13 protein-coding genes are annotated in these 22,900 nt (G+C 65.9%); 7 read left to right on the plus strand and 6 right to left on the minus strand.

Going from position 1 to position 22,900, the window contains the following annotated elements:
- The first annotated feature begins 127 nt into the window (after positions 1 to 127).
- The 4 genes from ACQP1T_RS08530 to ACQP1T_RS08545 are packed head-to-tail and all read left to right on the plus strand — an operon-like array spanning position 128 to position 12,439.
- Positions 128 to 7,039 carry an SDR family NAD(P)-dependent oxidoreductase gene (locus tag ACQP1T_RS08530; RefSeq protein WP_433759396.1) on the plus strand — a complete coding sequence of 2,304 codons (6,912 nt, stop codon included), beginning with the start codon at positions 128 to 130 and terminating at the stop codon, positions 7,037 to 7,039.
- 27 nt (positions 7,040 to 7,066) lie between these two features.
- On the plus strand, positions 7,067 to 10,153 hold the full coding sequence (locus tag ACQP1T_RS08535; protein ID WP_433759397.1) for a type I polyketide synthase: 3,087 nt from the start codon (positions 7,067 to 7,069) through the stop codon (positions 10,151 to 10,153).
- Positions 10,154 to 10,163: 10 nt separating this feature from the next.
- On the plus strand, positions 10,164 to 11,096 hold the full coding sequence (locus ACQP1T_RS08540) for an AfsA-related hotdog domain-containing protein (protein WP_433759398.1): 933 nt from the start codon (positions 10,164 to 10,166) through the stop codon (positions 11,094 to 11,096).
- 11 nt (positions 11,097 to 11,107) lie between these two features.
- On the plus strand, positions 11,108 to 12,439 hold the full coding sequence (locus tag ACQP1T_RS08545; protein ID WP_433759399.1) for a protoporphyrinogen/coproporphyrinogen oxidase: 1,332 nt from the start codon (positions 11,108 to 11,110) through the stop codon (positions 12,437 to 12,439).
- 111 nt (positions 12,440 to 12,550) lie between these two features.
- Here the strand turns inward: ACQP1T_RS08545 and ACQP1T_RS08550 are convergent, their stop codons facing one another.
- From ACQP1T_RS08550 to ACQP1T_RS08565, 4 genes are all read right to left on the minus strand, one after another.
- A complete protein-coding gene (locus ACQP1T_RS08550; RefSeq protein WP_433759400.1) occupies positions 12,551 to 13,024 on the minus strand; it encodes an NUDIX domain-containing protein in 474 nt (157 codons plus the stop codon).
- 42 nt (positions 13,025 to 13,066) lie between these two features.
- Positions 13,067 to 13,639 carry a hypothetical protein gene (locus ACQP1T_RS08555; RefSeq protein ID WP_433759401.1) on the minus strand — a complete coding sequence of 191 codons (573 nt, stop codon included), beginning with the start codon at positions 13,637 to 13,639 and terminating at the stop codon, positions 13,067 to 13,069.
- A gap of 418 nt (positions 13,640 to 14,057) precedes the next feature.
- The gene (locus tag ACQP1T_RS08560; RefSeq protein WP_433759402.1) at positions 14,058 to 14,828 is read right to left on the minus strand and encodes an AfsR/SARP family transcriptional regulator; all 771 of its coding nucleotides are present in this window, start codon (positions 14,826 to 14,828) and stop codon (positions 14,058 to 14,060) included.
- A 260-nt stretch (positions 14,829 to 15,088) separates the two neighbouring features.
- Positions 15,089 to 16,675 carry a long-chain-fatty-acid--CoA ligase gene (locus ACQP1T_RS08565; RefSeq protein ID WP_433759403.1) on the minus strand — a complete coding sequence of 529 codons (1,587 nt, stop codon included), beginning with the start codon at positions 16,673 to 16,675 and terminating at the stop codon, positions 15,089 to 15,091.
- 239 nt (positions 16,676 to 16,914) lie between these two features.
- On the opposite strand from ACQP1T_RS08565, the gene ACQP1T_RS08570 reads away from it, so the two are divergent.
- Complete coding sequence (locus tag ACQP1T_RS08570) at positions 16,915 to 18,009, plus strand: methyltransferase (protein ID WP_433759404.1); 1,095 nt, start codon at positions 16,915 to 16,917, stop codon at positions 18,007 to 18,009.
- Here the strand turns inward: ACQP1T_RS08570 and ACQP1T_RS08575 are convergent.
- A complete protein-coding gene (locus tag ACQP1T_RS08575; protein ID WP_433759405.1) occupies positions 18,006 to 18,218 on the minus strand; it encodes a hypothetical protein in 213 nt (70 codons plus the stop codon). The two genes, ACQP1T_RS08570 and ACQP1T_RS08575, sit on opposite strands and share 4 nt — an antisense overlap.
- A gap of 254 nt (positions 18,219 to 18,472) precedes the next feature.
- Between ACQP1T_RS08575 and ACQP1T_RS08580 the strand changes: the two genes are divergently transcribed.
- Entirely contained in the window at positions 18,473 to 19,621 is a 1,149-nt protein-coding gene (locus tag ACQP1T_RS08580) for an alpha-hydroxy-acid oxidizing protein (RefSeq protein ID WP_433759406.1), read from the plus strand.
- Between the two features lie 73 nt (positions 19,622 to 19,694).
- The gene (locus tag ACQP1T_RS08585; protein ID WP_433759407.1) at positions 19,695 to 20,978 is read left to right on the plus strand and encodes a glycosyltransferase 87 family protein; all 1,284 of its coding nucleotides are present in this window, start codon (positions 19,695 to 19,697) and stop codon (positions 20,976 to 20,978) included.
- A 6-nt stretch (positions 20,979 to 20,984) separates the two neighbouring features.
- Here the strand turns inward: ACQP1T_RS08585 and ctaD are convergent, their stop codons facing one another.
- Positions 20,985 to 22,739 carry an aa3-type cytochrome oxidase subunit I gene (gene ctaD, locus ACQP1T_RS08590; RefSeq protein ID WP_433759408.1) on the minus strand — a complete coding sequence of 585 codons (1,755 nt, stop codon included), beginning with the start codon at positions 22,737 to 22,739 and terminating at the stop codon, positions 20,985 to 20,987.
- Positions 22,740 to 22,900: the final 161 nt, after the last annotated feature.

Here is a 22,900-nt window from a genome sequence, read left to right on the forward strand (position 1 = left end):
CAGGGTCGGCGATGGCCCACCGATTACCGCACGGTGGACCGGCACAGACCGGTGGCTATTTACGCTCGAACAGTCGGCGAAAGCCGAAGGTTTTCCGGTGGAGCGCAACCACATTCGAGGAGTCGGAATGTCACAGTCGAATGGCGACAGCAGCGCGGTGCTCGAACGCGATGAGCTCGGCCGTCGCTCACCCGAGGAGCAGCGGCGGCTGCTGCGCGAGCTGGTGGTCCAGCAGGTGACGGATGTGCTCGGTGGGATCGCGCCGGAGGTCATCGATGTGTCGGCCTCGTTCCGGGATCTGGGATTCGACTCGCGATCCGCGGTCGAGCTGCGCGACCGGCTGCGCAGGGCCAGCGGTGTGGAGCTGACGGCGGCGGTCGCCTTCGACTATCCGACCATCGACCGGCTCACCGAACTGCTGCGCACCAGACTGATCGGCGCGCAGAGCGCGCCCGCGGGCAATGGCTATGACACACCGGCGACCGATCCCGAGGAGCCGATCGCCATAGTCGGTATGGCCTGCCGCTACCCGGGCGGCATCGCCTCGCCGGAGGACATGTGGCGCATGCTCATGGCGGGTCGCGAGGTGACCTCGGAATTCCCGCCGGAACGTGGCTGGGACGACTTCTACGATCCGGAACCGGGTGCCGAGGGCAAGACCTACGTCCGCTCCGGCGGATTTCTCGACGGCGCGGCGGCATTCGACGCGAGCTTCTTCGGCATCTCACCGCGCGAGGCTTTGGCCACCGATCCGCAGCAGCGCCTGCTGCTGGAGGTTTCGTGGGAAGCCTTGGAGCACGCGCGCATCGACCCGAGTTCGATGCACGGCAGTCGCACCGGCGTGTACGCGGGCATGTTCTACAACGATTACGCCGATGACACCGCGCCCGCGGATCTTGCCGGTTACCTGATGACCGGCATGACGGGAAGTGTTGCGTCCGGACGTATTTCGTATGCGCTCGGTCTGGAGGGGCCCGCGCTGACCATCGATACGGCCTGCTCGTCGTCGCTGGTGACGGTGCACCTGGCCGCCCAGGCATTGCGTCGGGGGGAGTGCGATACCGCGCTGGCCGGTGGCGTCACGGTCATGGCGAAGGCCGCGCCGTTCATCTCCTTCAGCATGCAGCGCGGGCTTGCGCCGGACGGACGGTGCAAATCCTATGGCGAGGGCGCCGACGGCACCGTGTGGTCCGAGGGCGTCGGGGTACTGGTGCTGGAGCGGTTGTCGCGGGCCCGTGCGCAGGGCCGCCGGATTCTGGCATTGGTGCGTGGTTCGGCGGTGAATCAGGACGGCGCGTCGAATGGTTTGGCCGCGCCGAACGGTCCGGCCCAGCAGCGAGTGATCCGGGACGCGCTGGCCGACGCCAGGATCACCGCCGCGGATGTGGACATGGTCGAAGGCCACGGCACCGGAACGGTACTGGGCGATCCCATCGAGGTGCAGGCGCTGCTGTCCACCTACGGCCGGACGCGGCCCGATCCGGACCGGCCGCTGTGGCTCGGTTCGATCAAATCGAATATGGGGCACACCCAGGCCGCCGCAGGTGTGGCAGGCATCGTCAAGACCGTGCTGTCCATGCGGCACGAAATGCTTCCGCGCACACTGAATTCCGAGCAGCCGACCGAACACGTGGATTGGACCGAGGGCAATGTGCGGCTGCTCGCCGCACCGCAACCGTGGCCGCGTCGGGCGACACCGCGAAGAGCCGGAATTTCCTCATTCGGCATCAGCGGCACCAATGCTCATTTGATCATCGAGGAACCGCCGGTCGATGAGCCGAAGAACCCGGCACGGCTCGCGCCACCAGTGACACCGTGGGTACTGTCCGGACGCACCGATGCGGCCGTGCCCGCGATGGCGCAGCGGTTGTCCGAATTCCTGAAGGAGTTTCCGGACAGTGATCCGACCGATATCGGCTACTCGCTGACCGCGACCCGATCGGAATTCGAACATCGTGCGGTACTGCTCGGCTCCGATGAGGATGAGCTGGCCAACGCGCTGGAAACACTGGCCGCACAGCAGGATTCGCCGAATGTGGTGCGCGGTGTCGCCGGGCGCGATGTTCGGACCGCCGTGCTGTTCCCCGGCCAGGGTGCCCAGCGCGCGAGTATGGGCACTCGGCTATATCAGGCCTATCCGCTGTTCGCCGAAATCTTCGACGAGGTGTGCGCACAGGTGGATGCCGCCAATCCGGAGTGGACCGTGGGATTGCGCAGCGTGATCTTCGCCGAGACCGGTACCGCGGAGGCAGCCTTGCTGGACCGGACCGAATACACCCAGCCCGCACTGTTCGCGATCGAGGTGGCGCTGTTCCGGCTGCTGCAGTCCTGGGGTGTGAACCCCGACTATCTGGTCGGCCACTCCATCGGCGAGATATCGGCGGCCTTCGTCGCGGGGGTGTGGTCGCTATCGGATGCGTGCGCGCTCGTCGCCGCCCGTGGACGGCTGATGCAGGCACTGCCGGAGGGCGGCACCATGGTTTCGGTCACCGCCGACGAGCACGAGGTGGCCGAACTTATCGCCGATCGCGCGGATCGGGTGGGCATCGCGGCGGTGAACGGGCCACGCTCGCTGGTGCTTTCGGGTGACGAGGACGCTGTCGACGCGATCACGGCACTGCTGTCCGAGCGTGGCTGCAAGACCAAGCCACTGGTGGTGAGCCACGCCTTTCATTCGCCGCGCATGGAGCCCATGCTCGCAGATTTCGAAAAGGTCTGTGCCGGACTGACTTATCACAAGGCGACCATCCCGATCATCTCCACCGTGACCGGCGAACCGGCGACTGATGACGAATTGCGTTCCCCGGCCTACTGGGTCGGTCAAGTCCGTCGACCGGTACGTTTCATGGCGGCGGCTCAGCGGTTGATCGGTGAACGGGTCGGTGTCGCATGGGAGGCCGGACCGGGCGCGGCGCTGACCACGCTCGTGGTGCAAACAGCCGCCGCGGCCGAAAAGCCGGTGCCGACCACCAAACCGGTGCTGCGCTCGCCCGGAGCGGACGGTGAAGTCTCTGGTCTCGTCGCGGCGCTGGCGGCCGGGTATTGCGCTGGCGCACAGGTGAATTGGTCGGAGTTGTTCGCTGGCAGCGGCGCCACGACAGTAGACCTGCCGACCTATCCGTTCCAATGGCAGCAGTTCTGGCTGCAATCCGCGGGTATCGCGGATGTGCGACAGTCCGGACTGGAGGATGCCGGGCATCCGCTGCTCGGCGCGGTGGTACGGCTGCCGGAATCCGATGAAATCGTCTGCACCGGACGGCTTTCGCTGCGCAGCCATCCGTGGCTGGCCGACCACGATATCGCGGGCACGGTGCTGTTGCCGGGTACTGCGTTCGTCGAAATGGCGCTGCACGTGGGCGCTTTGGTGGATTGCGCGCGGTTGGCCGAACTGGTGCTACAGGCACCCATGCCCTTGCCCGCGACCGGTGGAATCGAGCTGCGCGTTGTCGTGGGCGCAGCACAGGAAACCGGTGGCCGGGCACTGACCGTGTACTCCCGTCCACAGGACGACGGGCAGCTCGAGTGGACCTGCCATGCCGTCGGCGTTGTCGAGCCCTCCGACGAATCGCCCACGGCGAGCGCGGATTTCGCGGCCTGGCCACCGCCAGGTGCGGAGCCGATCGGACTCGACGGCGGCTATGACGATCTGGCCGAAGCCGGCTACCGCTACGGTCCGCTGTTCCGCGGGCTGACCGCACTGTGGCGGCGCGGTGCGGAATTGTTGGGTGAGGTGGATCTGCCCGAGCAGGCGCGGTCCTCGGCCGAACGATTCGGTGTCCACCCCGCGTTGCTGGATGCGGCGCTGCACGCTCTTGCCCTCGGCGGTGCCACGACTGACGACGGCGAGGTTTCCGTACCGTTCTCCTGGGAGGGCGTATCGCTGCACGCGGTGGGCGCGTCCTCGCTGCGGGTACGACTGGCCGCACCCGCACCGGACCGGATCTCGCTCACTGTGGCCGATGCGGGTGGTGGTCCGGTCGCCGAGGTGGCGGCACTGGCATTGCGTGCCCTGCCGCGCGAGGCCTTGGTGGTCAAGTCGTCCACTAATGCGGATCTGCTCGGCACGACATGGATAACCGTGCCGCAGCCGGAGACCGCGCCGATCGACCAGCCGTGGGCGCGGCTGTGGGAGAGCCAGGAGACCATGTCGGTCGACCAGCCGTCGGGGCGGTTGGGTGAGGGTCGGGAGTCTGTGCCGGTCGACCAGCCGTCGGCGCGGTTGGGTGACAGCCAGGAGACCATGTCGGTCGACCAGCCGTCGGGGTGGTTGGGTGAGGGTCGGGAGTCCATGGCGGCCGACCAGCCATCGGCGCGGTTGGCGGAGAGTCGGGAGTCCGTGACGGTGGCCGGGCAACGATGCGCGGTCTTGTCCGCCCCGACCACCGAATCGAGCGGAACCACACCGGAGTCGGTGCGCGCATGGGTCACCGACCTGATGACGACCGTGCAGCAATTGATCACCGCCGAGGAGGCAGCCGAACGGATCCTCGTCGTGGTCACCCGCAATGCGGTGGCCGTACACGGCGCAGAGGACGCGGATCTGGCGGGCGCTGCGGCCTGGGGCCTGTTGCGCAGCGCTCAGAACGAGAATCCCGGCCGGATGCTGCTGGTCGATGTCGACGACTGGGCGAATTACCGAGCAGCCGTTGAACAGGCCGTAGTGGTGGCGACCGAACCACAGCTCGCATCGCGGCGCGGCACTCTGCACGCGGCTCGCGTGAGCCGCTCCGCCGCCGATATCGTCGAGACGAGCACACCCCTGGATGCGGGTGACTGGCGTCTGCTCCCACTGGGCAAGGGCACGCTGACCGGCGACAATCTCACGCTCACACCGGACCCCGACGCGACGGCCCCGCTGGCACCCGGCCAGGTCCGCGTTGCCGTGCGCGCGGCGGGTGTGAACTTCCGTGACGTGCTGATCGTGCTCGGCATGTACCCGGATCCGGATGCGCCGATCGGTGGCGAGGGTGCCGGGGTTGTCCTCGAAGTCGCCTCGGACGTCACCGATTTCGGGCCCGGCGACCGGGTCTTCGGCTTCCTGCCGGTGGTCGGGTCCACCGCCGTCGTCGATCGGCGACTGGTGGTCCCGATGCCGCGCGGCTGGTCCTTCGCACAGGCCGCAGCCGCACCTGTGGTCTTCGCGACCGCGTATTTCGGCCTGGTCGATCTGGCCGGACTACAGCCCGGCGAGACCCTGCTGCTGCACGCCGCGACCGGTGGTGTCGGCATGGCCGCGGTGCAGTTGGCCAGACATCTCGGCGCGGAACTCTATGTCACCGCGAGTAAGCCGAAGTGGGATGTGTTGCGCGGCATGGGCTTCGATGACGATCACATCGGCGACACCCGGACCCTCGACTTCGAACAGCGATTCCTGGAGGCCACCGCGGGCCGCGGCGTCGATGTCGTGCTGGACTCGCTGGCCGATGAATTCGTCGACGCCTCACTGCGCCTGCTGCCGCGCGGTGGCCGCTTCATCGAAATGGGCATGACCGATCGACGCGAACCGGACAAGGTCGCGGCCGAACATCCCGGCGTCTACTACCGCGCCTTCCACCTCATGGAGGCGGGTCCGGACCGACTCCAAGAGATCATGACCGAACTGCTTCGCCTCTTCGATTCCGGTGTGCTGCAACCGATTCAGGTCACCGCGTGGGACGTGCGCGAAGCACCGGAGGTATTCCGGTTCATGAGCCAGGCCCGGCATATCGGCAAGAACGTCCTGACGGTGCCGCCCCGGTGGGACCCCGAGGGTACGGTCCTGGTGACCGGCGGCACCGGCGGGCTCGGCGCCGTGGTCGCCCGACATCTGGTCGGCGTGCGCGGCGTGCGCAGACTGTTACTGGCCAGCCGCCGCGGTCCCGCCGCCGAGGGCGCCACAGAACTGGCCGCCGAACTGACCGCGCACGGTGCGGATGTCCATATCGTCGCCGCCGATGTGGCCGATCCGGCCGCGATATCGGCACTGCTGGCGGCGATTCCAGTGGCGCATCCGCTGACGGCGGTGGTGCACACCGCCGGTGTGATCGACGACGGCATGTTCGACTCCATGACCGCCGAGCAAGTCGCGGCGGTCTTCGGCCCCAAAGTCGATGCCGCATATCACCTGCACGCGGCGACCGAGCACCTCGACCTGGCCGCATTCGTTGTGTACTCGTCCATCGCGGGCTTACTGGGCGGACCGGGACAGGCCAATTACGCGGCGGCCAATGCCTATCTGGACGCGTTGGCCCGCCGTCGTCACCTTGCCGGGCTGCCCGCCACCGCCCTGGCCTGGGGTGCCTGGCGCGGGGCCAGCGGAATGACGGCTCAACTGGGCGATCAGGATTGGGAGCGGATGCGTCGCGAAGGCATGCTGCCCATCGACGATGAGCACGGTATGGCATTGTTCGACGCCGCGCTCGCGAGCGGACAGGCGGCCACCGTTGCCGCGCGCCTGGACATGTCGGTGCTCTCGGCCATGGATCCGGGCGATATGCCCGCGATGCTGCGTGGTCTGGCCCGGTCCTCGCGGCGGGCCGCGGCGACCAGGTCCAGTGAATCGGCCAAATTCGCGTCCGGTCTGCTCGGACTCGATCCGGCCGAGCAGGAGCGGGTCATCGTGGACGCGATTCGCGCACAGGCCGCGGCCGTACTCGGTCATCAGTCCCCGGATGCCATCGACGTCGAGCGACCGTTCCAGGAACTGGGATTCGACTCGCTCGGTGTGATGGAGTTCCGCAACCGGGTGAAGTCCGCGGTCGGCATCAATCTGGGCACGACGGTGGTATTCGACCACCCGACCCCCGCCGCACTGGCCGGATACATCCGCCAGGAAATCGCACCCGTCGACGACGCACCCGCCCGGATCAAATCCGAGGTAGAGGCATTGGCCAAGAGTTGCGCCGTGACGTCGCTGGATCCCGACGACCGACGTGATATCGCCACCCGGCTGCGGGCCGTGTTGCGCGAACTGGACGGCGGTGCGGAAAGCGAGAGCATCGCCGACCTCGCCGCGGCCGACGACAGCGAATTGTTCGAATTCATCGATCAATTGGACTGACCGGACGCCGGAGGGAGGTGCATTACCGTGGCCGATGACGAACAGTTGCGCGAATATCTGCGCCGCGCCGTGCGAGAACTGCACGAGACAAGGCAGAAGCTGCGCGAGGTACAGGCGAAACAGTCCGAGCCCATCGCGATTATCGGCATGGCCTGCCGGTTCCCGGGCGGCGTCCGATCGCCGGAGGCCCTGTGGGACTTGGTCATCGACCAGCGATCGGTGGTCTCGGAGTTTCCGACCGACCGGGGTTGGCGACCCGCGGCCGCGCATGACGAACCCGGTATGACGACCATCGGCCTCGGCGGATTCCTGGACGGCATAGCGGATTTCGACGCCGGATTCTTCGGGGTATCCGAACGCGAGGCCGGGGCAATGGATCCGCAGCAGCGGCTGCTGCTCGAGGTCGCGTGGGAGGCCATCGAACGGGCGCGGATCGACCCGACCACCCTGCGCGGCACCGATACCGGGGTCTTCGCCGCGGTCAGTGATCAGATCTATTCGGACTGGTCGCCGGACTGGGACGGATTCGAGACGTACTACGTGCTCGGCACCCAGGCCAGCCTCGCCACCGGACGGATCAACTATCTGCTCGGATTGGAAGGTCCGGCCGTCTCCGTCGACACGGCCTGCTCGGGTGCGTTGGTCGCGCTGCATCAGGCGGTCGAATCCCTGCGAGGCGGTGCGTGTTCGCTGGCGCTGACCGGCGGCGTCACGGTGATGTCGCTGCCGTCGCCGTTCATAGCGTTCTCCCGGCAGCGCGCACTCGCACCCGATGGCCGTTGCAAACCGTACGCACAGGCCGCCGATGGCACGGCGTGGGCCGAGGGCGTCGGCATGTTCGTGGTGGAGCGACTGTCCGACGCGCGGCGCAACGGACATCCGGTGGTTGCCGTGATCCGTGGCGGCGCGATCAACTCCGATGGGGCGTCCAATGGGCTGACCGCGCCCAATGGTCAAGCGCAGCAACGGGTTATCCGGCAGGCGCTCGCGAATTCCGAACTGTCACCATCCGATGTGGACGTGGTCGAGGGCCATGGCACCGGCACTCCGCTGGGTGATCCGATCGAGGCGCAGGCCCTGCTCGCCGCATATGGCCGTCATCGCGATCCGGAGCAGCCGGTGTGGTTGGGGTCCATCAAATCGAATATCGGACACACTCAATCTGCGGCGGGCACAGCGGCATTGATGAAGATGGTGCTGGCCATGCGGCACGGGCTCGTGCCCGCGACATTGCATGTGGATCGACCCTCGGAGCATATCGATTGGTCGGTCGGCGGGGTCCGGCTGGCCAGCGAGGCGCAACCGTGGCCGGAGACCGGACGCCCACGGCGGGCCGGGGTGTCGGCATTCGGATTCAGCGGCACCAACGCGCATGTCATCGTCGAATACGACCCGACGGAAAGCTCTGCCGATTCGGCGGAGCGCGCCGTTCAGCGGTATCCGGTGTATCCCTGTGTGGTCTCGGGCCGGACACCGCAGGCGCTGCGGGATCAGGCCGCGCGTCTGGATTCCATTGCGGCGGATATCGCGGATGTGGGCTTCTCGTTGGCGACCACCCGAACCGTGTTCGATCACCGCGCCGTCTTGCTCGCCGGTGATACGGACGAACTGCGCAACGCGGCGTCAGCGGCGGCGCGTGGTGTGGTCGACCGAGACGTGGTCACCGGTTCGGCTGCGGCAGGTCGGAAGCTGGGCCTGCTGCTGCCGGGGCAGGGCAGTCAGCGCCCTGACATGGGACAGCAACTGTACGAGGCATTCCCAGCCTTCCGAGCGGCCTTCGACGACCTGTGCGCCGCCTTCGACGCACATCTCGACCGACCGCTGCGCACGGTGATCTTCGATCCGGATGCGCTGGACCGCACCGAATTCACCCAGCCCGCACTGTTCACCGTCGAGGTCGCGACCTACCGACTGCTCGAATCCTGGGGACTGACAGCCGATTTCCTACTCGGTCATTCGATCGGCGAACTGGCCGCAGCACATATCGGCGGCGTGTTCTCGCTGGCCGACGCCGCGGCGGTGGTGTCGGCAAGGGGCCAGCTCATGCAGCGGCTCGGTCCAGGCGCCATGCTGGCGGTCCGCGCAACGCTCGACGAAGTGACCGAATCGCTTGCGGGATACCACGATCAGGTATCCGTCGCCGCAAGTAACGGCCCCCATGCCACGGTCATCTCCGGTGACGAAGCCGCGATCGGCGTCCTGGCCAAACAGTGGCGCGCTCGGGGCAGACGCATCCGCCGCCTGCGGGTCGAACGCGCCTTCCACTCCCCACATCTGGACGGCCTGCTCGATGAATTCGGCACGATCGTGGCCGCCGCCGAATTGAAGCCGTCCTCGATCACATTGCTGTCCAATGTCACCGGTAAGCCGGTCACTGCCGCCGAAGTGTGCGCACCGGAGTACTGGGTCCGCCAAGCCCGCGGCACCGTACTCTTCCACGACTGCATGCATCACCTGCTGGATGCCGGGGTCGATACCTTCGTGGAGATCGGCCCGGGTGACGTGCTGTCCGGCATGACCTACGAATGTGCGGGCGATCGCTCCTGCGTCTCCTTGCCGACCCTGCGCACCGGCGAACCCGAACCAGACGGCCTCATGCGTGCCGTCGCCGGCGCTTGGGTGCGCGGCGTCGGGGTGGACTGGGCGGCGGTCTACGCCGACTCCGGTGCGCGCACCGTCGACCTGCCCACCTACGCCTTCCAACACCGCAGGTATTGGCGTGGCACCCAACACTATTGGTGCGCCAGCGAGCGCATCGCACCGCTGCGGCACGATGAAGAGCCGAGCGAAATATCGGATACCAGCACCGAATTCCGAGCCCGGGTGCTCGCACTCACCGAACCGGAACGATCCGATTTCGTCCTCGATACGGTCTGCACACAGATCGCCGCCATACTCGTCGACCGCGCCGACGACAGCGAAATCGACCCGGATACCGGCGTTCTCGGGACGGGACTGACCTCCCTCTCGGTCCTCGAACTACGCAACCGGATGAATGCGCTCGCCGGTTCCGGTATTCCGGTCGAGGGGTTCCTGGACAACCCGACCCCACGCGCACTCGCCGAACTGGTCCTGGTCGAAGTCGCCGACGATGCCGTGCGCGTCGGAATCTGAGGAGACCGCAATGCCGGAGGAACTGCTCACCAGCACCCTGAGCTTCGAACAAACCGTACCGTGCTCCCTGGCTCATCGACGTTGTCTCGGTGAGGTTTTCGTCGCCGATACCGCGGCCGTCGGGCCCGGGGAGTACCTCGCCGCGATCCAGATTCCGCGCGCGCACTCCCTGTGGTCGGATCGCCGAACGGACTTCCACGACCCGCTCGCCGCGGTCGAGGCAATCCGCCAGGCCATGACCGTACTCGGACACCGATATCTCGGACTTCCCCTCGGCACCGCACTCAGCCTGCAGCGGATGACCGCCGAAATCGAGGATCACAGCGCACTGCGCGACACCGGAACTACGCCACTGGAAGGCATCGTGCGCATCCGCACCGACCTCGGATCAGTCAGCGGACCAGGCTATCTCGCCGATCACTCCTTCGACGCCACATTGACCGTAGGAGCCGTGCCAGCGCTCACGGTGCGTGGTGGTGGCATCGCCTTCCCACCCGAAACCTACGCCGAATTCCGCGACCACCAACGCCGCAATCGCCCCGAACAAGCGGTGCCGACCGAAACTCCCGCACCCGCAGCGCCGGACCGTGTGGGACGGCGCGACGCACGCAATGTCGTCGTCGGCGGCGATCTCGAACTACTGGTGGATCGCCGACATCCATCCTTCTTCGACCACCCCTACGATCACGTCCCCGGCCCGCTGATAGTGGAGGGCTTCCGACAGGCCGCCCTGGTGGCCGCGGGCGAGCCGTTCGCACTCGGCTCGCTCGAGGCCACCTTTACCGGCTTCGCGGAGTTGGACGGTCCGCTCACCTTCACCTATCGCGTCGAGGCCGACCCGGACTTCGGCGCCGACGTCGAATTGGCGCTGTCCCAGTTCGGCGTCCGGATCGCCGACTGCCGCATCGAACTCACCCCCTACCCATCCGACCCGAAGAACTGAGGAGACCCGCGATGGAAAACCCGAAAACGGCCGACCGGCGGCTCGCGGTCGTCGGCGCCGGTATCGCAGGCATGACGGCGGCACTGCATCTACAGAAGGCCGGATACGAGGTCGAACTGATCGAGCGGATGGAGGTGCTCGGCGGACGCTTCGGTGTCGATCGGCTCGGCGACCGCCCGGTCATGACCGGCGGCAAGAATCTCGGCCGCAAATACCGTGCGCTGCGCGAATTCCTGGCCGAATTCGGCGAGCCCGAATACGAGGAGTTCGGCATCAACACCTCCCGGGTGCTGGACGGCAAAATCCTCACCCTCGACAGCAAACAAAGCGCCTGGGACAAGATCAGTCGCCTGCGCCGCCTCGGCCCGGCCCGGGACCTGCTGAAACTGGCCTATCTCGGCTTCCTGGTGCGCCGCAAGGAAGAGAACCGCTTCCTGGGTTCGGCGGCCTTCGCCAGAATCGCCGACCGCAATGACGACCGGCCGCTGAGCGCGCACTTCAGCCCGCGCATCGTCCGAAATATGTTCCGGCCCATGAACGTCCGTATGAACGGCGCCGAACCCGACGAGGTCTACCTCGGCACCTTCGGCACCAATCTCAACATGATCATGGACACCTACGACCAACTCACCCACGGCATTTCGCCGATCATCGATGAATTGTCGAAGGTGGTGCGAGTGCGCACGAGCACCAAGGTGGAGCAGCTGCTCATCCGCGACGGACGCGTGGTCGGCCTCGGCATCTCCGAACACGGCGGCCCGTTGACCGACCACTACTACGACGGCGTCGTACTCGCCTCGCCCGCCTACGCGACCGCCGAAATCGTGAAGTCCGAGCTGCCCGCACTCAGTGATCTACTCGCCGAGGTCAAATACTTCCCCGCCGCGGTAGTGCTGGTGGAGTACGACCGCCCGGTCTTCGGCTCCGAGGTCCGCGCCATCGTGCTGGACGACGGCCCCTGCAGCAACGCCGGTGTCTATGGCATCAACGACCTACACATCGTCCGCTACACCTTCAGCGGCCGCCACGCCCGCCCCGCCCCCACCGACACCGTCCTCGACGAGTGGATCGACGACGCCGAACACCGCCTCACCTGCCTACTCGGCATCGAAAACGTCCAGCGAGTACATACGGTCAAGCGGATCTGGGACGCGGCCTACTGCGCCTACGTCCCGTTCCACGGAAAGTTCCTATCCCAGCTGCACTCCGAAGTCGCCGCAACCCCCGGCCTCGAACTAGCCGGCGACTATCTGCGCGGTGCGCCACTCGAGGCGTCCTGTCGCTCTGGCCTCGAAGCCGCCCACAAACTGCTGACCCAGCTGAAATCGACTCTCCCGGTATAACATTTCGCCGCGCCAAAGCGCTCGCGCAGAGCTTCTGGTTTTCGGCCCGGCGTGCCCTGCGGAGTGTCGGTCTGTGACCGGATCGAAGGTTTGCGTGAACTCCGCCGGTCCCTATCCCAGATAAGGCCGGCCACGATGTTCAGCGTGATGTCGCAGCCGAAGCCGGACGGTCTCGTGCACCGGCACATCCGCAAGCTCGTCCTGAGCAAGAAATCGAACCTCGGTGGATTCATCGCTGACTGTGATCCGGCCGCCGACAACACGGCCGTAGAACGTGATGTTGAACTCTTGCCGTACCTCACCATCGGCATACGCGATGATGTGCTCAGGGTCGGTATAGATATCAAGCAATCCCGTGATCTCGATATCCAACCCCGACTCTTCTTTGGTCTCCCGAACCACGCACTGCTCCAGAGTCTCGCCGATCTCCATAACGCCACCGGGCAACGACCAATTACCGGAGTCGCTGCGGCGCTGCATGAGGATCGCGCCACGCTCATCGGCGACGAGCGCCGACCCTCCCGGAACTAGACTGTTGGCCTTGGGCGCGTTCGGGTCTCGGTAATAATCACGCCGTCTGCTCATATGGAGCTCCTGGAGAGTGAGGTCTATCCCCGTACGTCGTCGTTACCGTAGTTCCTCGCCTAACGCGTTGACGGCAGCATTCGTCCGCCATTTGGCCGCCATTTCGCGGTGGAGGACCCTGATGAAACCGCTCAGTCGTGAGCCAGGAGTAGCTATACCGATTCGCAGCGCATCCGATGCGCGTCGGCAGGCGGCTTCGGGTTCGCCGATACCGGCCAGCGCACATGCCAATTCGGCGACATACCAGGTTGCCCACTCGGATATGAGCAAATCGGGATCGAAGCCCGCCAAGCCGCGCTGGAGCGACACCACCGCCTTGTCCCACCGCCGGGCCAGACGGTAGGCCAAACCGCGCTGCATCTCGATCAGCGAGTCGGAATAGAAGTACTGGGCGTCGGGTCGGTCGGAGTCGCCGCGGGCGATCAGCTCGGCAGCCTCGTCGAGTTTGGCTTCCATCGCGTCGATATCGCCGTCAAGGGCAAGTCCACGTGCTTCCTGCTGAACAGCCAGCGCGAGAACAGTCGGGCTGAGTTCCGTGCCATCGCGTTGCGCGGCGCGGGACAGCCCGAGCATGGGCCCGACCTCGCCCGCTCGCAACATCACAGCCACATTCACGCTCACACGAGACATTGCCGTGATCGCCGAGCCCACACCACAGACACCCCGACCAGGTTCTCCAGCGCTCGACGCGATCCGGGACTGGGTAGCTGCACTCGAGGCCGCCGCCGGTCCAGGTTGGCGCGTGCGTCGTGAACCCGATCCACCCTATGGCTGGAATCTGTTGAACGAGCAGGGGATGACCGTACGCAGCGGCAGCCTCGACCGGCTCGAGCAGTGGCTCGACGTACGGGGGCTCGATACGCCGAGACTGCTCCGAACCCATCTAGCCGCCGTCGACGCAACTATTTACGGAAAGGATGATTCGGCTCCAGACGAAGCGCAGAGTTGCTTGTCGGCACAGCGGATTCGGCCCGTCTGCACGGGCGGGCTGGCGTTGGTGCCCGGCGATGAAGCGTCGTCGTAGGCAGCGGGCTCATGCCGGAGCGCGATACACCCTCGGTTGCAACGAAGAATCTTGCGTCAGGATCAGGTGATGCAGCCGCTGCAGTTCATGCCCCGGCTCGATGCCCAACGTATCGACAAGTGCGCTGCGTGAGCGGTGATAGACGTTCAGGGCGTCGGCCTGGCGACCGGAGCGGTAGAGCGCGAGCATGTACTGCCGGTGGAAGCTTTCGCGCAATGGTGCTGTGGTGGTGAGCAATTCGAGTTCGGGTGTGATCTCGCGGTGCCGTCCACACGCCAGTTCGGCGTCGAAACAGTCTTCGTAGGTGTTGAGGCGCTCGTCTTCGATGGCGGTCAATTCGCTCCAGGCGATGCCGGTTTCGACCAGGTCGGCCAGGGCGTTTCCGGACCACATGCCGATCGCCTCGCGCAGGTGCAGCCTGCCTCTGGCCGGTGCGCCCGCATCGAGTTCGGCGCGGCCCAGTCGGGTCAGCTTGCGAAAGCGGTGCAGGTCCACCGTTTCCGGATCGACGTCGAGTCGGTAGCCGGGGAGCTGGGTCAGCAGGGTCGCGGAATGACCGGCGAGCACTTTGCGGATCGCGGAGACCGCGTTCTGGACGATCTTGCGTGCGGTGGGTGGTGGATCGCCGTGCCACAGCGCATCGCGGATGCGGCTGGTCGGGACGACCTGATTGTCGTGCAGGAGCAGGTATCCGAGCACCGCCCGGCGGGTCACCCCGCCGAGATCGATCTCGCTGCCGTCGGCGCTGATATCCAGCGCACCGAGGATACGGAATTCCATTGCGCCGCCTCCCGATCGAGCCACTGTAGCGGTATCAACCAGGTGTATCAGGGGCGCTGCCCGCCGAGGTACCCCTACCCGCGGCCCCTTACCAGCGCCGCGCCCAGATTGCTTGCCGCGCCGTCCGCCTCCGGTCAGCTCGCCGAGCGTAGGAATATGGCGGTCGAATTCGCCGTGGGCGACCACCATTCGACTACGTTCGACGGAACCCGCTGTCCGAGCAGCGATATGGCAGAAGCGGTCGGTGCGCGGCAGTAGCACTAGTTGACCGCGCGCTCGCGACCCTGCCAGAACTGATCGCGCAGCTCGCGGCGCAGGATCTTGCCGCTGGCATTGCGCGGCAGGAAGTCGATGAAGACGAAGTGTTGCGGCCGTTTGAAACTGGCCAGCTTGTCGCGCAGGAACAGCGACAGCTCATGCGGCGTCACGCTCTGTCCGGGAACGAGTGCGATAAACGCATGCACTGTCTCACCCCATCGTTCATCGGGCGCGCCGACGACCGCGGCTTCGCGTACCGCCGGATGGGAGACGACGACATTCTCCACCTCGGCCGGATAGACATTCTCACCTGCGACGATGATCATGTCCTTGATCCGGTCGCTGATATACAGATAACCGTCCGTATCCAGATATCCGGCGTCGCCGGTGTGGACCCAGCCGTCGATGAGCGTGGCCGCGGTCGCCTCCGGTCGCCTCCAGTACTCCACCATCGGCGCGGGGCCGTGCACAACCACCTCACCGACTTCGCCGGGCGGCAACGGTTTTCCGTTCCGATCCAGCACCTGGATCCGCGCCCCCCGATACGGGAGCCCGGCCGAGCGCAGACGCGGATTGCCGACCCAGTGGTCATCGGGTGGGAGAAAGGTGATGGGTGTTGCGGTTTCGGTCATCCCGTAGAACTGCAGGAACTCGCAGCCGAATTGCGTCATACACTGCGCGAGCATGTCCTCCGGAATCGGCGACCCACCGTAGGCGACCAACCGCAGCTTGCCGAAATCGGCCGGGCGCACCCCGGGCTCGACGAGGATGAGCGCCAACATGATCGGCACCGCGTATACCGCCGTGACCCCGCGCGTCCGAATGGCCTCCAGCGACAGGCCGGGCGTGTATTCGGGCAGAACCACCGTGACGATGCCATCGATCAGCCCCTGCACCACCCAGGCCAGCCCCGCGATATGGAATCCGGGAATCACGACCAGCGCGACATCGTCCTCGGGCACCTCCAGCCACGCCAGCTCCGATTCGTGGCGCACATCGCGCACCGCGAACAGGCTCTGCTGCGCGATGACCACCCCCTTGGACTTCCCGGTCGTACCGCTGGTGTACATCTGCAGCAGCGGATCGAAGCGCGAAACCGCGCTCTGCGGCGGCGTATCCGGCTGATCGGCATACCATGCGGCGAATCCAGCGCCCGCGGTTCCGGCGAGATCCATCCGACGCAGCACCAACTCGGTGGACACCTCCGGCAGTGCACTCGCGGCGGCGGCCTCGCGGCCCGCGTCGACGAAGAGCAGCTTGCAACCGGAATCCAGGAGTACATGGGCGATTTCGGCGACGGTGAGTCGCCAATTGATCGGCACCAGCACGATTCCGGTATGCGCCGCCGCGACCACCAGCTCGTAGAACCGTGCACTGTCGTGTCCGAGATAGCCGATCCGATCGCCCGCGACCAGCCCCTCGGCCAGTAGCGCATTGGCCACTCGACACGAGTTGCGGTGCAGGGCAGCATAAGTCGTCTCCTGCGCACCGCAGATCAGCGCCACCGCGTCCGGCCGATGCCGCGCATGTTCGCCGATGACCGTCGGGAGTCCGATCGTGCTCGATTCCATTGTGGACTGCGACATCATGTGCTCCTGGATTTCGGGTGCGGGCGGCCACGGGTGTTGTCGACGAACCCGAAATCACGGTATCGACCTGCGGTAATCGCCCAGTAACCGCGAAAACCCTTCGCCCGGTTCACTTTCGGACGCAGATAGATAGGGGACAGCGGTAGGGGTTGGCCTGCCGGAGTCGCTGGGGTGCCATGGTCGCGGAACCGAACCGGGTGTTCGGCGGGAGGCGGGGAGACAATGTTCGAGGGAGGCCGATGATGTACTCGCCAACAACTGTGCCGCCGCCGCGTATCGCACATGCCGTCGAAGGCATCCGGGTCCGGCTCCGACGGCTGGCCCAACGTCTGGCACCCGCGCCGGTCGGCGTGCTGGAGTTGGCCGAGGGTTGGATGATGACGCAGGCTCTCTATACCGCCGCCGCACTCGGCATCGCGGATGTACTCACCGACGGCCCGTTGCCCGCCGACCGGATCGCGGCCGTGGTCGGCGCGGATCCGGACGCCACCTATCGATTGCTCCGGGCGCTGGCCAGCCGAAGCGTCTTCGCCGAACTCTCCGATCGCCGCTTCACGCTCACCCCGATGGCCGAAGCCCTGCGCGCGGATTCGCCGACAACCGTGCGTCCGGTGCTGATGATGCTCGGCCACCCGGCGGTATGGGCGTCACGGGGCCAACTCGTCCATGCGGTCGAAACCGGCCGATCGGGACACGAATTGGCCCACGGGGCAACCGGATTCGACTATCTGTCGAAAAATCCGGAATTCGCCATCGGCTTCCACGAGGCGATGAAGGCGACCACCCAGCTCTCGGTCGGCGCGATACTGGCCGCCTACGATTTCGACCGCTTCGACCGGATCATCGATGTCGGCGGTGGCAGTGGCTATCTGCTCGCCGCCATCCTGCGCGCCGCACCACGCGCCCATGGCATTGTCTACGACCTGGATTCGGCCACCGCGACCACCGCGCAGATCTTCGAGCGCGCCGGAGTGGGCGAGCGCGGCACGATAGCGAACGGCTCATTCTTCGATTCCGCGCCGTCGGGTGCGGATGCCTATGTGCTCAAACACATCATCCATGACTGGCCCGACGAACCTGCCCTGCGCATCCTGCACTCGGTGCGCGCCGCGATCGTCCCGAACGGCAGGCTGCTGCTGATCGAATGCGTCGTCCCGGCGCGCAACCGCGCGCACTTCAGCCTGTGGCTCGACCTCGAGGTCATGCTGTCCATCGGCGGCCGGGAACGCACCGCGGCCGAATACGGCGACCTGCTCGCCCGCGGCGGTTTTGCGCTGCGCCGGGTGGTCGCGACGGCCGGGCCGCATTCGATTATCGAGGCGGTACCGGTCTAGAACTCGCCGCTGGTCGCCGGGTCGTCGAGCGCGCCCTCCGCGGTGCGTAATCGGTCGGTGAGTGCCGTGAGTAGGTCCATGGACTCGGTGGATAGGCCGAGCGCCAGATGCACGAGGCGGCGTACCGGACGGCTCTTGATCTGATCGGCCACCAGAAGATCGTGGTCATCGGTTCGGGCGAGGTAGTCGAGTTTCACGGCGGTTCTCACAATCTGTCAGCTGCTCCGGAGTACCCGGCGCTCCGGCGGTTACCCGTGCTGAAGCAGGTACGACCGTCGGACCTCGATGTGCAGGTCATCCGGTGCGACGACCCCGAAAAGTGACGCACATCGCACCGAGTTCCTCGCTGTGCCGTGGTCGAATGTTTCGCGGTTCGTCCGGCGTTGATCATGGACATCAGCGTCTGATTATCCGGCAAGCGGAGACTACCTCTCCGATCGACTTCCCACCGAAGGGCAGAACAGTGGCGTTCGCGGACTATCAGAACGAGATCTACTTCGCCGCACTCGGCGGACAGCTGCCGGAGTTTCCGATGGACTTCGCGACGCTGGAGGCGAAGGCCTCGGCCGCACTGCCCCCCGGGCTGCACTCCTATATCGCGGGCGGAGCCGGTGACGAGCTGACCCAGCGGCGCAATGTCGAGGCATTCGAGGACTGGGGCGTGGTTCCGCGCATGCTGGTCGGCGCGACCGAGCGCGACCTGTCGGTGCACGCCTGGGGTCTGACCTTTCCCAGCCCGATCTTCATGTCTCCGGTGGGTGTGATCGGCTTGGTCGGCGATAAACACGGTGACATCGCGGTCGCCGAGGCCGCGGCGAAATCCGGTGTGCCAGCGGTCTTCTCGACGCTCATGGAGGATCCGCTGGAGGAGGTCATCGGCCACGCGGGTGCGACGCCGAGCTTCTTCCAGCTGTACACACCCAAGAATCGCGACCTCGCCGCGAGCCTGGTGAGCCGGGCCGAATCGGCCGGATATCGCGGTATCACGGTCACCTTGGACACCTGGATTCCGGGCTGGCGGCCGCGTGATCTGTCGACCGGGAACTTTCCACAGTTGCGCGGACACGTGCTGAAGAACTACACCTCCGATCCCGTATTCCAGGAGATGGTCGGCTCGGACGATCCGCAGGCCATCGTGCTGCACTGGGTGCAGACCTTCGGAAATCCGCTCACCTGGGACGATCTCGAATGGCTTCGCTCGCTGACCGAGCTGCCGATCGTGCTCAAGGGCATCTCCCATCCCGACGACGCGCGCCGTGCGATCGATGCCGGTGTGGACGGGATCTTCTGCTCGAATCATGGTGGGCGCCAAGCCAATGGCGGCCTGAGCGCGCTGGAGACGCTGCCCGGCGTGGTCGAAGCGGTGGCCGACCGGGTGCCGGTGCTGTTCGATTCCGGGGTGCGATCGGGCAGCGATGTCATCAAGGCGCTCGGGCTCGGTGCGACGATGGTCGGCATCGGCCGTCCGTATGTGTACGGCCTCGCACTGGGCGGGGTTTCGGGACTGGTGCACGTGCTGCGGATGATTCTGGCGGAGGCGGATCTGCTCATGGCGGTGAACGGCTATCCGGATATCGCCGCGGTCCGCGAGAATATTCGGCCGCGGCGCTGAGTCAGGGCGGTGTGCGCCGCACGCGCGGTGCCACTACCGTGGGTCGGCGAGTCCGGACCCCGATCGCTGGGAGATGAGCGTGCCTGTATCGACGATCGAGAATGCGGCGGCGCTGTCCGCGGCAGCGACCGAGCCCGAACGCCGCACCATCCCCACCGCCGCGTTCTGGGTGATCTCGGTCCTCGGGACCGTCGCCGGTGGGTACTACATCCACCAGGTGCGCGAAACGATGCAGGTGATGATGCATCTGATGGATCTGGGCGTCTATCAGATCGCCGGGCACCGGGTCGTCGACGGTGTCTCCATCTACGACACGCCCCTGTTGGGCCACACCCGCGGTGCCTGGGAATTCGTCTACACGCCGTTCGCGGCGCTGCTGTTCGTGCCGCTGGTGAATCTGCACGGTGACGTCTTCACCTATGTCGGTGCGTTCGGCAATTTCGCCATGCTGACCGTGTCGGTGTTGGCGGCACTGTCGATGCTCGGCTACCGGCGTGACCTGCGGCTCGTGCTGATGGGCGTGCCGATCGCCGGACTGCTGATGTGGTGCGAGCCGGTGCGCGAGACCATGGCCTTCGGCCAGATCAATATCTTCCTGCTGTTGCTCGTGATCGCAGATATGGCGCTGCCCGATACATCGCGCTGGAAGGGCGTGCTGACCGGGATCGCGGCGGGCATCAAACTCACGCCCGCTTTCTTCGTGGTCTATCTGCTGGTCACCCGCAGGTACCGGGCGGCAGGGACGGCCGTCGGCGCGTTCGCGGCGACCGTACTCGTCGGCCTCGCCGCCATGCCCAAGGATTCGCTGACCTTCTGGAGCGGTGCGTTCGCCGACCCCAAGCGGGTCGGTGTGCCGGAGAATCCACGCAACGAATCACTGCGCGGTCTGCTCGCGCGCACCGTCGGTGTCGAGGGTGTACACCAATTGCTCTGGCTGGCAGGCGCTTTCGTCATCGCCGCGGCCTGCCTGTACTTGGCACGTCGACTGTCGCTGAACGGATACGAACTGCCCGCGGTGGTACTGATCGGACTCACCACCACCGCGGTCTCGCCGTACAGCTGGGTTCATCACTGGGTCTGGCTCGCGCCCCTGCTGGTCTATCTTGCCGACCTCGCCTTGCGTCGCCGCGGCGTGATCGCGTCGGTCGGCCTGCTCATCGCGGTGCTGGTCGCGTCGGGGGGTGTGATCGCCTTTTTCGATCCGACGATGAGCAGTATCTACGACTATCCCTCGGGAAACCACCTCACGACATTCGTCCACAACGGATACATCTGGCTGACGCTCGCATTGTTCGGCGCGGCCGCCGTTCAGCTGCGCCGTTCGGCAAGTGACGCGATACCCGCCGCCGCGCGGTAATCAGCGTCAGGACTCCGACGCCGGCGTCTCCGCCTTCGGCTGTTCGGCGACCGCTGCGGCGTGTTTGGCGCCCGAACCCCAGCCGACGTGCAATTCGGAGCGCAGGCGATCGGTCATATGCGGGTAGTGCAGTTCGAAGGCCGGTCGCTCGGAACGGATGCGGGGCAGTTCGTAGAAGTTGTGCCGTGGTGGCGGGCAGGTGGTTGCCCACTCCAGCGAGTTGCCGTAACCCCATGGATCATCCACGGTGACGACCTCGCCGTAGCGGTAGCTCTTGAACACATTCCAGATGAACGGCAGCATCGACGCGCCCAGAATGAAGGCGCCGATCGTGGAAATCGTGTTCAGCGTGGTGAATCCGTCAGTCGGCAGGTAGTCGGCGTAGCGGCGCGGCATACCCTCGGCGCCCAGCCAATGCTGCACCAGGAACGTGGTGTGGAAGCCGACGAGTGTGGTCCAGAAGTGCCACTTGCCCAAGCGCTCGTCCAGCATGCGTCCGGTCATCTTCGGGAACCAGAAATAGATGCCCGCGAATGTGGCGAACACGATGGTGCCGAACAGGACGTAGTGGAAGTGCGCGACGACGAAGTAGCTGTCGGTGACGTGGAAGTCCAGCGGCGGGGAGGCCAGGATGACGCCGGACAGACCGCCGAAGAGGAAGGTGACCAGGAAGCCGAGGGAGAACAGCATCGGCGTCTCGAAGGTCAGCTGGCCGCGCCACATGGTGCCGATCCAGTTGAAGAACTTCACACCGGTCGGGACGGCGATCAGGAAGGTCATGAACGAGAAGTACGGCAGCAGCACGGCGCCGGTGGCGTACATGTGGTGCGCCCACACCGCGACCGACAACGCGCCGATGGCCAGCGTCGCGTAAACCAATGTGGTGTAACCGAATAGCGGCTTGCGACTGAATACCGGGAAGATCTCGGTCACGATGCCGAAGAACGGCAGCGCGACGATATACACCTCGGGGTGGCCGAAGAACCAGAACAGGTGCTGCCACAGCAGGACGCCGCCGGTGCCGGAATCGTAGATGTGACCGCCGAGGTGGCGGTCGAAGGCCAGCGCCATCAGCGCGGCGGTCAGAATCGGGAAGGCAAGCAGGATCAGGATGCTGGTGACCAGGATGTTCCAGGTGAAGATCGGCATCCGGAACATGGTCATACCTGGGGCGCGCAGGCAGACCACCGTGGTGATCATATTGACGCCGCCGAGGATGGTGCCGACACCGGAGACCGCGAGGCCGAGGATCCACAGGTCCGCGCCCGCGCCCGGCGCGTGCTCGATGGTGCTCAGCGGCACATACCCGGTCCACCCGAAGTCGGCGGCGCCGCCAGGCGTGACGAAGCCCGCCGTGGCGATGGTCGCGCCGAACAGGTACAGCCAATAACTGAGGGCATTGAGTCGGGGGAACGCCACATCCGGCGCCCCGATCTGCAGCGGCAGCACGCAGTTGGCGAAGCCGAACAGGATCGGCGTCGCGTAGAACAGCAGCATGATCGTGCCGTGCATGGTGAACAGCTGGTTGAACTGCTCGGTCGACAGGAATTGCATACCGGGGCGCGCCAATTCACCGCGCATCAGCAGCGCGATGAGACCACCGATGAAGAAATAGGTCATCGCGCTGGTCAGATACATGACCCCGAGCACCTTGGGATCGGTGGTCGTGAGCATTTTCCAGAAATAGGAGCCCTTCGGCCCGACCCGCTGCGGATAGGGCCGTACAACCTCGAGTTCAGTCGTAACCACGGCCGTCGCCACCTTCCGATCGCTGATCAGCCTTGTCCGGATTATGCGCCTGTTCGGTCTCCGATATGCGCGCTTTGCGCCATTGCCGCACTCGTTTCTGCGCTTGGCTCCCAGCATATTCCGGTTGTGGTCGCGTTCCGCGCGTAGGCGAGATCCGGTGTCGCTGGGCATGC

The sequence above is a fragment of the Nocardia sp. CA-135398 genome (genome assembly GCF_050955845.1).
GTDB lineage: Bacteria > Actinomycetota > Actinomycetes > Mycobacteriales > Mycobacteriaceae > Nocardia.

What these genes read in the sequence shown, in the direction of transcription:
- ACQP1T_RS08530 (WP_433759396.1), top strand. Translation starts at nt 128, where the DNA reads ATGTCACAGTCGAATGGCGACAGCAGCGCGGTGCTCGAACGCGATGAG.
- ACQP1T_RS08540 (WP_433759398.1), top strand. Translation starts at nt 10,164, where the DNA reads ATGCCGGAGGAACTGCTCACCAGCACCCTGAGCTTCGAACAAACCGTA.
- ACQP1T_RS08545 (WP_433759399.1), top strand. Translation starts at nt 11,108, where the DNA reads ATGGAAAACCCGAAAACGGCCGACCGGCGGCTCGCGGTCGTCGGCGCC.
- ACQP1T_RS08550 (WP_433759400.1), bottom strand. Translation starts at nt 13,024, where the DNA reads ATGAGCAGACGGCGTGATTATTACCGAGACCCGAACGCGCCCAAGGCC.
- ACQP1T_RS08560 (WP_433759402.1), bottom strand. Translation starts at nt 14,828, where the DNA reads ATGGAATTCCGTATCCTCGGTGCGCTGGATATCAGCGCCGACGGCAGC.
- ACQP1T_RS08565 (WP_433759403.1), bottom strand. Translation starts at nt 16,675, where the DNA reads ATGATGTCGCAGTCCACAATGGAATCGAGCACGATCGGACTCCCGACG.
- ACQP1T_RS08570 (WP_433759404.1), top strand. Translation starts at nt 16,915, where the DNA reads ATGATGTACTCGCCAACAACTGTGCCGCCGCCGCGTATCGCACATGCC.
- ACQP1T_RS08585 (WP_433759407.1), top strand. Translation starts at nt 19,695, where the DNA reads ATGAGCGTGCCTGTATCGACGATCGAGAATGCGGCGGCGCTGTCCGCG.